We start from the raw sequence: 15,355 nt of genomic DNA, 5'->3' as shown, positions 1-15,355 counted from the left end.
TTTGTCAGGCTGAAAAACAATTATGCTAGAAATAAAGACAAAAACATTTCAAGAATTAAACACTAAAGAGCTCTACGACCTACTTCAATTACGTAGTGAAGTGTTTGTGGTAGAGCAAGATTGTGTCTATCAAGATATTGATGGTAAAGATCAGAAAGCGCTACATATATTAGGCTATAGAGATAGAAAATTAGTGGCCTATACACGTATTTTTAAACCAGGTGATTATTTCGATGAAGCCAGTATAGGTAGAGTAGTGGTGAAAGAAAATGCTCGGCAATATAAGTATGGTTATAATATAATGACTGCTTCAATACAAGCAATTAAAGACTATTACGACGAATCTGAAATTAGAATTTCTGCCCAAATATATTTAAAGCGATTTTATAACAATCTAAATTTTAAGGAAGTGGGAGAGGAATACCTAGAAGATGGCATTCCGCATATAAATATGATTAAATCTTCTTAGTTAGAAGTTTTGGGTTTAATAACACGCGTCACAACGATTTCTACACGTCTATCTAATTCCGGCTCACCACCAAGCGGAAATTTTCTTCGTTGACCAACAAACTTCATGCGATAGCGCTTTACACCTTTTTCTGCTAAATAATCGTAAACTGTCTTAGCTCTTGCTAAGGATAAATTACGTTTTTTGGTTTTTCGGTCAATAGCATCTCGTGCACCGTGGGTACAACATACATGGCCTTCAATATTGAAATAAATATCTGTTCGCTTTACTAAAATTTTAGCGATTTCGTCTAATTTAGCCTTTGACTCCTTGGTAAGGTAACTATAACCCGTGCGGAATAAAATATTTTCTAGTTGAATTTTATCACCTTCTTTAAGCTCACCGCTTAGTAGTTCTTCAGTAGTTTCTTTTTTTGGTTGTTCTACCTTTTCACGAGGAGGATCATATGGTTGTACTATAATTTCAACCTTTCTGTTAAGTCCACGAATTTTATAAAGATCCTTATCATTTACAACATTGAGAAGGATTTCACCCTTACCATCCACATTTGTAATTACGGACTCATCAAACTCATTGTTAGAAAACACTTCTTTTATAGCATCTGCGCGCTGTTGAGACAACACCATGTTATAAGAATCACTACCTCTATCATCACAAAAACCGTATATGGATATTTTCTGAATATCCATGTTTTCAATTTCCGATAAAAACAAGAGGAGTCGACTTTCTTCAGTCTCAGGAATTTCGTATTTATCCGTTAAAAAATATACCTGATGCTTAATCTCCTTTTGAGCAAAAGCAAACTGAATGGATAGGCATATAAAAACGAGTAGGGACTTCATTTTTTCTAGAATTTTCTTACTAATTGAAAATTTCCTTAGTGTTAAATATAGATATTTTTTTCTTAAACGCTTTTATAGAGCGCTCTTACTTACCTAAAATGCTAGTATACTGCTTGGTATCATTCAATATAGAAACCGCTTTATTTATCTCAGGGTTATTTGCGATATAATATTGATACAAACCTTCACTATAGAAATAGCGTTTAATAATTTCATCAGTTAACAACGATTTTAATTGAGGCTTATTAGCATTAATAGCATTCGTTTTATAAGCCTTTAAAGCATTGTTTAAATCATCTATTTCTGAATTTATAACACCACTCAATTCTTCTTCATTAGCAACAGATATCGCATCTTCCAAAGCTTTTTCTGTTTTGGTTTCAAAATTAAAACCAGTGGTTTTTAAATACCCCTTAAAGGCATTGAAATCTGAATCAGATAACTTAAAGGCGCTTAAATCCTCTACCTTATTATCGTAATAATATTGTGTCGCAAAATTAAAGACTAAATTTTCGTTTAAAATCGCTTTGGTTATTGGCGTAAATTTAGAAAGCTCTATTTCAACATCTGGCTGTACTCCGCCACCATCAAAAACATCGCGCCCGTTGCGAGTTTTAAAGGCATTGTAATTTTCTTTTTTAACACGAGTTGCTTTTCCGTTCTCGTCTCTATTCCAGTAATCTAAAGCCTGTATACAACGACCAGAAGGTGTATAATATCTCGATATGGTAATTTTCATTTGTGTTCCGTAGGTCAAAGGTTTAGGACGTTGAACCAATCCTTTACCAAAGCTACGTGCACCTACCACTACTGCCCTATCCATATCTTGCAGGGCACCAGAAACAATTTCACTGGCAGAAGCACTGCTACCATCTATCAAGACTACTAATGGAATTTCAGTATCAATCGCATCTCTTTTTGTATAATAGGTTTTGTTATATTTTTTAACTTTAGATTTGGTGGTCACCACTAACTGATCTTTAGGTACAAAAATGTTAGTGACATTTACCGCCTCGTGCAATAAGCCACCAGGATTACCTCTTAAGTCGAGGATAAGTTGTGTAGCTCCTTGATTTTTTAATGCTCTTAACGCACCAAGTGTTTCCGCTGAAGCTTTTTGATTAAACTTTCTCAATACAATGTAGCCCGTTTTATCATCAATCATTGAATAGTGCGGAACCGCTTTTATTTCAAGTGATTCTCTAATGATTTTTACTGTATTGGTTTTACCTTGTCGTTTGTAGGTTACGGTAACTTCAGTACCTGCTGCACCTTGAAGCAGGTTGGCAGCATCATCCTTAAAATCGGCTACGACAACATTATCTACTTTAATGATTTCATCACCTGCTTTTAGTCCGGCTTTGTCCGCAGCGTAGTTTTTATAAGGCTCAACTATAACCAATTTATCTTTTAGCGTGAGTACTTTGGCACCAATACCAGTATAATCTCCAGCATTGTTTATTCGTGAAGCCTCAACATCTTGCTCATTATAAAACTGCGTGTAAGGATCTAAATCGTCTAACATGCTTTTAATAGCCGTGTCCATTAACTCACCAGGATTGGTCTCGTCAACATAGTTCATGTTGAGCTCTTTAAACATTGTGGTGAAGATTTCAATTTGCTTTGCTATTTCAAAAAAATCATTTTTAAATGCTGTAGTACTGAAAAATATAATTACAGCTAGAGCAGGTATTATGAGTTTTTTATGTAGATATTTTTTCATGATTCTGAGGTTTTATCTAAGAATTTCTTAAATAACAATTTTATACTGTCATTCAATTTATCAAAAGTTGTTCCATCCTTGCTAAGGTACAAAATCATAAACGCATAAGATGTTGAACTATTGTTAAAGTATAAGGGTTTATTCAGCCTATAAGCTTCTCTTAGTAAACGTTTTATTCTGTTTCTGGCCACTGCAGTTTTATGGAGGCGCTTACTTACTGAAACACCAGTTTTGAGCTTGCTACCATCTTTATAATCTGTTTTAAGGTAAATAAGACGTAGAGGATAAACCGTAACAGATTTGCCTTCATTAAACAAATGCTCAATGAGTTTTTTACTTTTTAGCTTATCTTTTTTAGAATATTGAAATCGCATCGTAACAAAAATAGAAAACCATGCCGATTAGACATGGTTTTCATAATCTATTTGAATAATTGCTTACTCTAAAGTAAGTGAATTATTTTCTCGTTTTACATCTGCCATCATCTGAGAAGGATCAATTTCAACAGATTTAACAGCCTTATTTGCTTCAAAAGTGTAGGTTGGTATTGCCCAAGCCCAATCATCTATTATAGTTGCTGATGTTGGTTTTTCTCCGCGCATCATTTGTAACGGAATATAAAACTCTTCAGTTGATCCGTCTGTATAGGTTACGGACAAATCAATAGGCATTGGCATTAATCCGATACGTTCTAAAGTAATGGATTTGCCCTCAACCGATTTTACAGCATAATCAATAGTATTGGTGGTTTGGCCAAAATCTATTAAGTACCAATCCAATTCAAAATCAGTTACACGTTCTGCTGTTCTTATAAAATCCATTGGTTTTGGATGTTTAAAGGCAAAATCATCATAATACTTTTTAATGGTTTTCTTAAGATTGTCTTCACCAATAACATAGCCAAGTTGTGCCATAAATACAGCCCCCTTGCTATATGCAGCAGCTCCGTAAACTTGATTATAAGCATATCGATCGGCATGTGTAGTCAATGGTTGTTCATAGCCCGAATTTGCTAATCCTATGTAGTTTCGATAAGAGCCAGCTTGTGGATTATCTTTTTTGGTTTCATTCAGTTCATTTTCAGCAAGATTAGAAATATAGCTTGTAAAGCCTTCATCCATCCACTCGTGCTTTGCTTCGTTAGTAGCTAATAAGAATTGAAACCATGTATGAGCCAACTCATGGGCTGTAACACCGAGTAAACTTCCATAACTTCGCTGACCGGTAATCAATGTACACATGGCGTACTCCATACCGCCATCTCCACCTTGTATAACAGAATATTGGTCGTAAGGATATTCACCAATATTTTCACTAAAGAAATCCATTAATTTTGCAGTGTCTGGCTGTAGTTTCTTCCAATTTTCAAGATACTTAGGCTCTAGATCTTTTTTGTAGTAGAAATGCAGTTTAGGACCATTTGGCATTTCATAAGTATCATGGATAAAATCTGGATCTGCAGCCCAAGTAAAATCATGAACTTTTGGAGCTTCAAAATGCAAGGTTTTTTTACCACCTTTAGCCTTGGTTTCATTTTTCAGATAACCCGTACCGCCAACAACATAATCTTTGTCGATAGTCAATTTCACATCAAAATCTCCCCAAACACCATGGAATTCTCTTCCGATGTATGGATCTGCATGCCAACCTTCGTCATCATATTCTGCTAATTTCGGGTACCATTGCGTCATGGAAAGTGCAACACCTTCTTTGTTGTTTCTACCAGAACGACGAATTTGAACAGGGACTTGAGCATCAAAATCCATATCAAAAGTCACTTTTTCACCTGGTTGAATAGGCTGAGCCAACTTCACCTCTAATACCGTGCCGACAGTTTCGTGCGTAATTGTTGTGCCGTTTTGCTTTAATGAATTAACTTTTATAAAACCAATTTCATTTGGTTGAAGTTTACTGATACGATCTCCTACTCTTGGGTCGGCATCTGCAATAGTTCTAGAGCGTACGTCCATTTCGCTTCCAGGCTGAAAGGCATTAAAATACAAGTGATAATACACTCGGTTTAATACATATGGTGAATTATTGGTATAAACCAACTTCTGTTTTCCTTTATATTGAAAGGTATTGACATCCATATCGATTTCCATTTGGTAATCCACATGTTGTTGCCAGTACTCTGTTTTAGGTTTAGCAATAGGGCTATTATTACTCTGACTAGGCTTTTCTGTTGCTCCACAAGAGAATACAAGAGCGATACAAGAAAGGCTTAAAAGAATTTTTTTCATATAATTTTAGGTTTAATTAAAAGTGTTTTAATGGCTATTTAATTTTTGAAGCCATTATTAATGCGTTGTAAGCATTGGCTATTTTTCCAGATGAAGACAGCTCAACAAATGGTTTAACGTTTGAAGCATCTCCACCGACCACAACCTTTGTCGTTAATGGCAAGCCAGAATCTAAAATCACTTGCTTAACTTGTGCGGCTGTTAAATTTGGATATTGAGAACGGATTAAGGCAGCAATGCCAGCTACACCTGGTGCAGCCATTGAAGTTCCTCCGTTAAAGTCGTATTCGTTTTCTGGCATTGTAGAGTAAATTGCAGAACCTGGAGCAAAAACATCCACGTTCTTCTTACCATAGTTTGAAAAGCCCGAAACCAATTTAGAACCATATTTTTCAGTCAATGAGCCCACTCTGATGTAAGTATCTGAAACTTCGACATAGTCAACGTTATCATCTGGGAAATTAGGCTCAACATCTACATCCTTACTGTCATTACCAGCAGCATGTACAAACACCACATCGTTATCAGAGGCATATTTAATGGCTTCTCTTACCCAGTCTGCATGTGGTGAAAATGACTTTCCAAAACTACCATTAATGACTTTTGCACCATTGTCAACCGCATAACGGATGGCAAGAGCAACATCCTTATCGTACTCGTCTCCGTTAGGCACAGTTCTTAAAGCCATTATTTCTACATTATTTGCTACACCGTTGGCACCCTTCCCATTGTTTCGTTCTGCAGCAATTATACCAGCTACATGCGTACCGTGAGACTCTGATTTTTTTACTGGGTTTACATTACTGTTACCGTAGCCAATATCAGATAAATCGTTGATATCATCATTCGTGGTTCTGCCTTTAAAATCTTTGTTTAGATTATAGTTTAAACGCTCATTAACCTGCTCTTGAATACCTTTTAATTCCTTTTGAGCTTGTTGTAAGGTTAAACCGTTGGCGTTTATATTTTGTGCTATTTGTTTCGCTTGTTGTACGTCTTGTTCTTCAGAAGAAATAGCATTGACCTCTTCCATAGTGTAATCTTCTTTATTAAGATGTTTTGCTAAAGTTTCATGAGCATTATTAACAGCTTGTGCAATTTGATCGTACTGTGTTTTTCTGGCTGTCCAAGTTTGGTATTCAGACTCATAGGTGGTTTTAGCTTCTTCATAACGTGGATGTGATGTATCTCCGCTCGCTAAAATTCTAACATATTCCAATTGTTCATTGTAAGCATCACCAAGAAAATTCCAACCATGGATATCATCTACATAGCCGTTGTTGTCATCGTCTTTACCATTATTTGGGATTTCATCCTCATTCGTCCAAATAACATCATCCAAATCTTCGTGGTCAATATCAATACCAGAATCAATGACGGCAACAATCACTTTCTTACCTTTCTTACCTTTTATTATTTCTTCATAAGCTCTATCAACTGCCATTCCCGGAATGGTATCTCTTACAAGATCTAAATGTCCCCAGTTTTTCTTTTCAGCTTCTGTAAGTTTAGTAACTTTTAGAGGAGATGTATCAATATTTTCAACGGGAGTTGAGAGAATATCAGCTGTTCCTCCACAACCCACCATAAGCGTTGTGGTTATGCCTAAATATAAAATAGGTCTGTAATTAAATTTCATTTGTGTTTATATATTAGTTTATTTAAAATAATTCGTTGCAAGTAAAAGTTTCATTGAGTCGCACCCCTTTTTCTGAGTGCTTTACGGTAATGATTTCGTTGTGAGCATCGTGCTCTAAAAATAGATAAAAATTTTGGTCAGCTGCCATATTCAAGAATAACTCTTTTTCGTCTAAAGTCAGCAAGGGTCTGGTGTCATAACCCATTACAAATGGTAAAGGTATGTGACCAGCGGTTGGAACCAAATCTGCCATGAAACAAATGGTTTTTCCTTTATAGTTAATCATTGGAATCATTTGCTTGTCGGTATGGCCATTGGCGTAAAATATATCAAAACCGAGCTCAGAATTCTGCAAGATATGATGATTAGGGATTGAAGTAAATTTTAATTGCCCACTTTCTTCCATTGGCAAAATATTTTCTCTTAAAAAAGATGCTTTTTCCCTCTGGTTGGGTTCTGTTGCCCATTGCCAATGGTCAGCATTACTCCAAAAGTGCGCATTTTTAAAAGCCGGTTCGTAACCTGTTTTGTCCTTGTTCCATTGTATACTACCGCCACAGTGGTCAAAATGTAAATGCGTCATAAACACATCAGTAACATCATCTTTATGGAAACCATATTTAGCCAAAGACCTATCAATACTATCATCTCCCCAAAGGAAATAATAACCATAAAATTTGTCACTTTGTTTATTGCCCATGCCAGTATCAATTAAAATCAATCGATCTCCATCTTCAATAAGCAAACAACGTGCCGCAATATCTATCATATTATTGGTGTCCGCAGGGTTTGTTCTGGTCCATAATGATTTTGGAACCACACCAAACATAGCACCACCATCAAGCTTAAAGTTACCTGCATTAATAGGGTATAGTTGCATTAAAAAGTCAATTTTTAGTGAAGTGCAAATTACTAAAAGCACGAATACTAAAAGGTTTAGACGCAAATAATTGATTGTTTTTTAACATTTTTGAGGCTAATTGCATTTCCATTCGTATTAAAATTAATTACATTTATATAATGCAAAACGTATAATGATGAAGCCAAAAGTGAAATCCCCTGTTAAGATAAAAAAGATGAAACTGTTAAGGTTCGGTAGGGATTTTGAACCAGACCAACAGGTTATTCTTAGAGATTATTTGGCAATAGAGCGCACACGTTTAGCGAATGAACGCACACTATTGTCTTACATAAGATCTTCATTATACCTGCTCCTTGGTGGCATAGCTTTTTTTCAACTTAAAGAGTTCCCAAATTTTAAATATTTGGCCATATTGTCACTGGTCTTTAGCCTTATCTTTTTTATCATTGGTATATATAGGTTTACACTTTTGAAAAAGAGTTTAAAACGCCTTTATTATAAATCAGAAGAGATAGAAGAGGAGAACGACTAAAATTTAAGACATATTGAGTGTAGAATTAATCATCACGTTTGCCATTATTGTTGTTGGCGTATTCCTATTTGTTAGGGATTACTTTTCTATTGACACTACTTCAATATTAATAATGGCCATGTTTATTGTCTCTGGAGTTTTGAATCCTGAAGAGGGTTTTTCTGGGTTTAATCATCCCGCTACAATAACCCTTGGTTGCATCTTTGTAGTTAGTGGTGGTGTTTTTAGTTCTGGTATTTTAGATGGTTTAAGCCATAGAATTATTAAACTTGCAAAGATCCATTACAGTATAGCTCTAATTGTATTTTGTACCATTTCAGGATTATTTTCTGCATTTATTAACGATACCGCAGTAGTAGCTTTACTACTGCCTATTGCATTAACGGTCTGCAGGGAAACCAAGATTGCCCCAAGCCGATTATTGATGCCAATTTCTTTTGCCGCACTATTTGGCGGAACCTGTACACTAATAGGTACATCAACAAATATTTTGGTTAGCAGCTACGCAAAAAAGTACGGAGTTGAAGAGTTTGGGATGTTTGAGTTTAGCGGAGCGGCTTTTTGTTTACTTATTGTAGGCTTTGTGTATATGTTTATAATTGGGCCAATTTTGTTGCCAAAAAACAGAGGTGCGGATGATGAATTTACCAAAAAAGCCGAAACTTATATTACAGAATTGTATGTTGAAGACAATTGTGAAGACATCAATAAATCCTTAGGCAATTCGCAATTGGTTAAGGATTTTAATGTAAATATCCTTTCCATTCTAAGAAATGGTGTACTGAAGCATACTTTTGGACTCGACACAAGAATTATGGAAGGTGACATACTTAAAATTTTGGCACCACCACAGACGCTCAGCAGGCTTTTAGATTTTGAGGGCTACAGTATTAAAGGCAATAAACGTATGAAAAAAGCCGAGGATAAGTACAAATCTTTTAACCTTTACGAAGTCATCATCCCTTATGGATCTGGTTTATCAAACAGCACATTAAAAGAATCTAATTTTAGAAGGCAGTACAATTCATCAGTAATTGCTATACGACAGCGTGGTGATGAAATTTACGATAAGCTGACACGCGTAATGCTGAAAGAAGGTGATATGCTTATTATATTGGGACAAGCTGAAGACATCAATAATCTCGAATCGCAAAACCTTGTTGTAAAACTTTCGGAATACGTAAAAAAGAAAACAAACCTTAAAAAGGCAATCCCAGCGGTTCTAATAGGTGTTGGAGTAGTCTTAGCAGCTTCACTAAATCTTACGTCCATATTGATAAGTGCTATGGTTGGAGCATTGTTAATGGTGGTTTTGGGCATACTCAAACCTATTGATGCTTATAAGGCAGTGGAGTGGAAAGTGATTTTTATGATGGCTGGTGTTTTGTCCATGGGTACGGCATTGGAAAAAACAGGAGGCGCAGAACTTATTGCCAATTTTATACAAGAAAGTCTGGGTCAATATAGTGCACAAATAACACTAAGTCTAATCTATCTTGCTACATTTATTTCTACCAATCTTATTTCTAGTAAGGCTACAGCCGCACTAATGACTCCCATTGTTATAAGTCTATCACAGGTAATGCAAGTGAGTGAACGACCATTTTTGGTTGCTGTAATGTTTGCTTGTTCATTAACATTTATGACACCAATGAGTTATCCAACCAACACCATGGTCTATGCCCCTGGAAATTATAAGTTTAATGATTTTTTAAAAATGGGAACGCCATTAAACTTGTTGATTTGGCTGGCAGCCTCTTTTGTAATTCCTTATTTCTTTCCATTCTGAGTTATTGGTGATTAACTGAAAAAGCCTTTCAAATTATATTTATTTAGTATTTTCACCAAAAAGTAAATTTATGTTAGAGTTAGCAGGAATCATCATACTAGGCATACTCGCACAATGGGTAGCTTGGAAGTTTAAAATACCAGCAATATTACCTTTGATATTAATTGGGTTGTTAGTTGGCCCAATAGCCGCAGAGTTTTTTAGTTCAGATGGGGTTACAAAATTAATTGATCCAATTTGGATTGAACCACAGTTAGATAATTATGGTAACCCTGTCTTAAATGAAGAAGGGGAACCTATAATGGGCAGAGGTCTTTTTCCTGGAGAAAGTCTTTTTTATTTTGTGTCGCTTGCTATTGGTATTATTCTCTTTGAAGGAGGGTTAACCTTAAAGAAAGGCGAAATTAAAAATGTAGGACCCGTCATTACCAAACTTATTACCATTGGATCTTTAGTTACATTTTTTGGAGGAGCTATAGCTGCTTACTATATTTTTAATTTAAGCTGGAAAATGGCATTTTTATTTGCGGCACTGATAATTGTCACAGGCCCAACGGTTATTACCCCAATTCTAAGGAATATCCCCTTAAAAAAGGATGTCTCTGCTGTTTTAAAGTGGGAAGGTATATTAATAGATCCTATAGGAGCTTTGGTTGCTGTATTAGTATTTGAGTTTATTAGTGTCGATGCAGGTGGGGAGTTTACCAAAACCGCTTTAATTGAGTTTGGAAAAATTGTTCTATTTGGGTTTACATTCGGTTTCACATTTGCGCACACGCTCAATTTTATTTTAAACCGAAAATGGGTACCACATTATTTAATGAACGTCTTTACTTTAGCTGTAGTTCTTGGATTATTTGTATTATCAGATGCCTTTGCTCACGAATCTGGGCTTTTAGCGGTGGTCGTAATGGGAATGGTTATGGGAAATTCAAACTCTCCTTATTTGAAAGATATCTTGTATTTTAAGGAGTCTTTAAGCGTTCTACTAATCTCCATATTATTTATATTATTAGCGGCGAACATAAACTTTGAGGAGTTAATGCTAATTTATAATTGGAATACTGTAGCTCTTTTTGCGATAATTGTATTTTTAATTAGACCTATTGGAGTGTTTTTGAGCACTTATGATTCTAACCTAAAGCTTAACGAAAAATTATTTATTAGCTGGGTTGGACCGCGTGGTATCGTTGCGGCTGGTATTGCTTCTCTTTTTGGTTTAAAACTAGCAAGTAAAGGTGTTGCGGGAGCAGAATACATTACGCCACTAGTTTTTGTTATAGTTCTAGGTACTGTTTTATTGAATGCAACTACAGCAAGGTTATTTGCAAGATTAGTGGGTGTATTTCTTGTTAAATCTGACGGGATTTTAATTGTGGGCGCATCTAAAGTTTCTCGTTTGTTAGGGCATTACCTCGAATCAAACGGAAGACATGTAGTACTTATAGACAGTAATCAAAGCAATATTGCAAAAGCTAAAGAATTAGATTTGGAGGCGATTAATACTAATATTTATTCTGATACACTTTTGGATAACATAGAATTAAATGATGTAGGTTATTTAATGGCAATGACAGGAAGCTCTGACATAAACCGATATGCAATTAGCAAGTTTAGCAAACAGTTCGGTGAAAACGGTTCTTTTAGATTGGTATCCCCAGAGGAAATGAGCGACCCAAAAAACAATCCTAAAGAAGGACTATTTTCCCATACCGATGATTACAATAATTTAACAGATGTCACAAGAAAATACCCATCCATTCAAGAGATAGAGATAGAGGACAAATCACATTACGATAGCTTAATTGATATTACGAACAAGGACAAGGATATCATTCCTTTATTTATAAAAGACAATGAGGACGAGCTCCACATTTTATCCTCCGACAGCATTGAATTTGAAGATATTAGCAAAGGTTGTAAACTTGTCTATTTAGGAAAGCCTTTTGATGTTGAAGAAGTTGCGGTTGAAGATGATTAAAATACAGGGAGGGATTTTACTAAAACCCCTCCCTGTATTGAATGATTAAAGGTTAGAGTTAATTTTTTCCGAGGTTAAATAATAACGACAGAGTAAATATGTTGTTCTTGTTTATCAAGAAATTTGTAAAGTCATTTTTAAACTCTCCACCACTTTCGGGTTTAAATGTCCAACGATTATGAGCAACAAGGTTGGTGTGCAGCGCTAAAGACCAATTTGTAGATAGCATCAGCTGAAAACCAACCACAACGGCAAGTGTGATCCGCGTAATATCAGTTGTAAAACTGTCAAACTTTTCGTTACCAAACCCATAACCTCCAAGTAAGCCATAAATTAAACGAATTTCATTAAACTGAGATATGGCTTGAAACATGAGTAAACTTACTTGTAAACCTACTAAGCTTTGTGTTCGGTCTCCAATGCTTAAGCCATCGTATTTTAAACCGAGAGAAGCAAAAAGCGCAGAACGCTGAAACAACTTTAATCTGTAATAATATGCAGCTTGTAAACACCATAAGGTTTCATCGTCACCAAACCCTACACCAGCTCCAATGGCCAACATTTGCATTGCAAACACAATATCTTCCGGATTGACTTGCTCATTTATTGCCTTGCTTAGCTCGGGTTTGTTTTCTAAGTAAGACTTAAAATCTTCAACAAGATAATCTGTTTCGAGATTGGTAAAATCTTCTGCTTTTATCTCTTTCTTTTCGAGATTGATGTCATTAAATAAGTCAGATTGGGCATTAAGTTGTATTAAAGAACACACTAAAAGCGCACTTAATACAAGAGAAAATTTAGTTTTCATAATATGTGGGTTTTGGTTGTATTTAGTTTTTTATGATCTTTCTAGTCACTTTATTTCCGCTTATGGAGAGAATTTCGATAGCATAAATACCACTTGGGAAGTTTTTTACAGAAAATCTATTATGTTTTGTACTTAGTAAAAGCTTGCCGAACATATCATAAACTTTGATGGCGAATATGGGTAGAGTTGTATTTATATAGACGTAATTATCAGAAGGATTTGGATAAATCTGCGCATTTGGCACAGTCTCTGACGATTCAGATAGGGTGGAGTCCGCTACTGTTAATACTAATTCATTGTTATTTCTACACACCACATCAAATTCGTAATTAGTTCCGCCATGTGTAGCCGTTACTGAGGCTGGTAAGTTACAAGTATTAATAATATTTGCTCCTTGGGTAATTAATACTACGAATTCGTCATTTACAGACGGACTAAAACCAAGTATAATTTCTAAGTTACCTTCTAAGTCGGCATCACCATTAATTGATAATAAATCATAATCCACCCCTTGATTTAGTCCATTTAACTCTATTTGTAAGTTCGAAGTAGAACTGGATTTATAATCATTAACCATAAACAAAGTACCTGGAGATAATCCTGGAGCTACTGTACCACCATTGGTTAAATTAGATGAATTGCCTGGAAGGTTTATTGTACCAACCCCACCCATAACTCCAGAAATAGTATTATCTATTGTCCCAGTAAAACTTAAACTATTTTGAATTACGTTAATAAAACCAGAATTTATAACCTGTACACCAATATTGGTCGTCCCTGATGGAGGATTTGAATGAATTGTACCATAATTGTTTAAAAGATTTGGAGCAACACCAATAGCATTAAAGCCAGATGTAGAAGCTTGTAAATTAATTAACCCATTAGCATTATTATTTAGTGTTGAGTTAGTGGTAATGGAAATATTTCCACCAACGATTTGCCTTATTTCACCGTTATTGTTTAATGTGGTTCCGTTATTAATACGTTTTGTCCCGCCACTAGATTTTACTATAAGATTATTGTTTGTCAGTGTGCCGCCTCCATCCAGATTGCCAGACACCCAATCGATAAAGCCTGATCCACTAAAGTTTAAATTAGCATTACCACTTATAAAAAGAGTAGAATTCCAATTAAGTTCTCCATCTAAATTTCCTGTTAGAATTCCAGAAATAGTTATCGGTTGAGACCAATTTAATAATCCGGTACTAGATACATTATATACGCCGTCGCTTAACTCAATAGCGCTATTGATTAAATTTAATGCACCATTACTAACCTGTAAGTATCCATTAATGTTATTCAATTTAACACCTATAGAAACCGTATCAGATACATCAGGTAAATCAACCACAAGGGTGCCATAATTATTTAACACTCTGCTAGCATCAGCAATACCCTGGGATAGGATATCACCCATAGAATTATTAAGATTAATCATCCCAGAGACATTATTGTTAAGAGTTGAGTTGGAACCTATAAGCAAGTCGGAAGTACTGTTTAGATTAATTTCGCCATTATTATCTAAAGTTGACCCATCCGTTATCACTAGACCTGCAGAACCACAGGAAATTATAGAATTGTTAATCAAAGTCCCTCCACCATTTAATTCTCCTCCGATACTATTTATGATAGAATTTCCTGAAAAACCAAAAGTTGCTGTAGTTTGTATGGTGACATCTCCACTCCAATTTAGCTCACCGTTAACAATGCCACTAAAGACACCACTAGCTTCAATGGGTCCAATCCAATTAAGAGTTGCATTTGAGGCAATATTATATTGCCCACCCGTTAAGTTGATTTGAGTAGAAGTTAAATTTAGTGTTCCATTATCTATTTGAAAAATACCATCAGTATTTATGAACTGTCCCGACAAAGACCCCATATCACTGGGACTGGAAAAGGAAGTTTTAATGGTGCCATAGTTATTAAGCACATTGGGAAGAGCTCCAGAACTTGTAATTTCTACTCCGTCTGACTGAAAATCAATAATTCCGGTTCCAGAATTATTTAACACGCTTTGGGTGCCAATAATAATAGTGGCGCCGTTAGATAGATTAATCTCTCCAGGATTATTTAAAACGACTGACCCAGCAAGGTCAAAAGAGCTAAAACTTAAGTTAATAATGCCATAATTGGTTAAAACACCAGGGCCTATTAAATCACCAGAACTCCAATTAACAACTACATTATCACCAAATTCTGAAGGGTTTTGAATGGTCAAACCTTGTGTAACATTTAAAGTGGAGTTCCCCTGAACCTCCAAGGATAATATGTTAGCAGGTGTGTCTAAGGTAACCACGAAACCGGACGGGATTAACACGTCTTCAGAGGAATCTGGGACATTTCCCGACCAATTATCTGCATTAGACCAAAGGTCGTCAACATTGCCGGTCCAAATGTTTTGAGAGTTAAGCGTAATAAAGGTGAAGAATAGAATGGTAAAAAGTAACTTTGTTTTCATAATGTG

At 35.5% G+C, this 15,355-nt stretch carries 12 protein-coding genes; 4 read left to right on the top strand and 8 right to left on the bottom strand.

The genetic code is table 11. The features are described 5' to 3' along the window. The first annotated feature begins 22 nt into the window (after positions 1–22). Positions 23–469: a GNAT family N-acetyltransferase gene (locus tag F1003_RS09535; RefSeq protein ID WP_155089178.1), complete on the top strand. Its 447-nt coding sequence runs from the start codon at positions 23–25 to the stop codon at positions 467–469. Here the strand turns inward: F1003_RS09535 and F1003_RS09530 are convergent. The 6 genes from F1003_RS09530 to F1003_RS09505 form a co-directional block, all read right to left on the bottom strand. Then, positions 466–1,311, bottom strand: a complete 846-nt coding sequence (locus tag F1003_RS09530; RefSeq protein WP_155089177.1) for an OmpA family protein — start codon at positions 1,309–1,311, stop codon at positions 466–468. The genes F1003_RS09535 and F1003_RS09530 overlap by 4 nt on opposite strands. A gap of 85 nt (positions 1,312–1,396) precedes the next feature. After that, entirely contained in the window at positions 1,397–3,034 is a 1,638-nt protein-coding gene (locus F1003_RS09525; RefSeq protein ID WP_155089176.1) for a S41 family peptidase, read from the bottom strand. Then, on the bottom strand, positions 3,031–3,408 hold the full coding sequence (gene rnpA / locus F1003_RS09520; RefSeq protein ID WP_155089175.1) for a ribonuclease P protein component: 378 nt from the start codon (positions 3,406–3,408) through the stop codon (positions 3,031–3,033). The genes F1003_RS09525 and rnpA overlap by 4 nt, the downstream gene beginning before the upstream one ends. A 63-nt stretch (positions 3,409–3,471) precedes the next feature. After that, entirely contained in the window at positions 3,472–5,277 is a 1,806-nt protein-coding gene (locus F1003_RS09515) for a M1 family metallopeptidase (RefSeq protein WP_155089174.1), read from the bottom strand. Positions 5,278–5,311: 34 nt separating this feature from the next. Then, positions 5,312–6,916 (bottom strand): S8 family serine peptidase, encoded by a 1,605-nt coding sequence (locus F1003_RS09510; protein WP_155089173.1) that lies wholly within the window; start codon positions 6,914–6,916, stop codon positions 5,312–5,314. 22 nt (positions 6,917–6,938) lie between these two features. Next, on the bottom strand, positions 6,939–7,796 hold the full coding sequence (locus tag F1003_RS09505) for an MBL fold metallo-hydrolase (RefSeq protein WP_155089172.1): 858 nt from the start codon (positions 7,794–7,796) through the stop codon (positions 6,939–6,941). Between the two features lie 196 nt (positions 7,797–7,992). On the opposite strand from F1003_RS09505, the gene F1003_RS09500 reads away from it, so the two are divergent. The 3 genes from F1003_RS09500 (at position 7,993) to F1003_RS09490 (ending at position 12,080) form a co-directional block, all read left to right on the top strand. Then, complete coding sequence (locus F1003_RS09500; RefSeq protein WP_155089171.1) at positions 7,993–8,310, top strand: DUF202 domain-containing protein; 318 nt, start codon at positions 7,993–7,995, stop codon at positions 8,308–8,310. 13 nt (positions 8,311–8,323) lie between these two features. Then, the gene (locus tag F1003_RS09495) at positions 8,324–10,099 is read left to right on the top strand and encodes an SLC13 family permease (RefSeq protein ID WP_155089170.1); all 1,776 of its coding nucleotides are present in this window, start codon (positions 8,324–8,326) and stop codon (positions 10,097–10,099) included. Between the two features lie 70 nt (positions 10,100–10,169). After that, a complete protein-coding gene (locus F1003_RS09490; RefSeq protein WP_155089169.1) occupies positions 10,170–12,080 on the top strand; it encodes a cation:proton antiporter in 1,911 nt (636 codons plus the stop codon). Between the two features lie 58 nt (positions 12,081–12,138). On the opposite strand, the gene F1003_RS09485 is transcribed toward F1003_RS09490, so the two are convergent. Further along, positions 12,139–12,888, bottom strand: coding sequence for a hypothetical protein (locus tag F1003_RS09485; RefSeq protein ID WP_155089168.1), 750 nt, complete (start codon positions 12,886–12,888; stop codon positions 12,139–12,141). A gap of 22 nt (positions 12,889–12,910) precedes the next feature. Then, positions 12,911–15,349: a T9SS type A sorting domain-containing protein gene (locus F1003_RS09480; RefSeq protein ID WP_155089167.1), complete on the bottom strand. Its 2,439-nt coding sequence runs from the start codon at positions 15,347–15,349 to the stop codon at positions 12,911–12,913. Positions 15,350–15,355 lie beyond the last annotated feature (6 nt).

Origin of the sequence: Winogradskyella ouciana, from assembly GCF_009709615.1 — a bacterium.
Classification (GTDB): Bacteria; Bacteroidota; Bacteroidia; order Flavobacteriales; family Flavobacteriaceae; genus Winogradskyella; species Winogradskyella ouciana.
The sequence above is the reverse complement of the archived record's forward strand: the minus strand, read 5'-3'. Positions and strand labels throughout refer to the sequence as shown.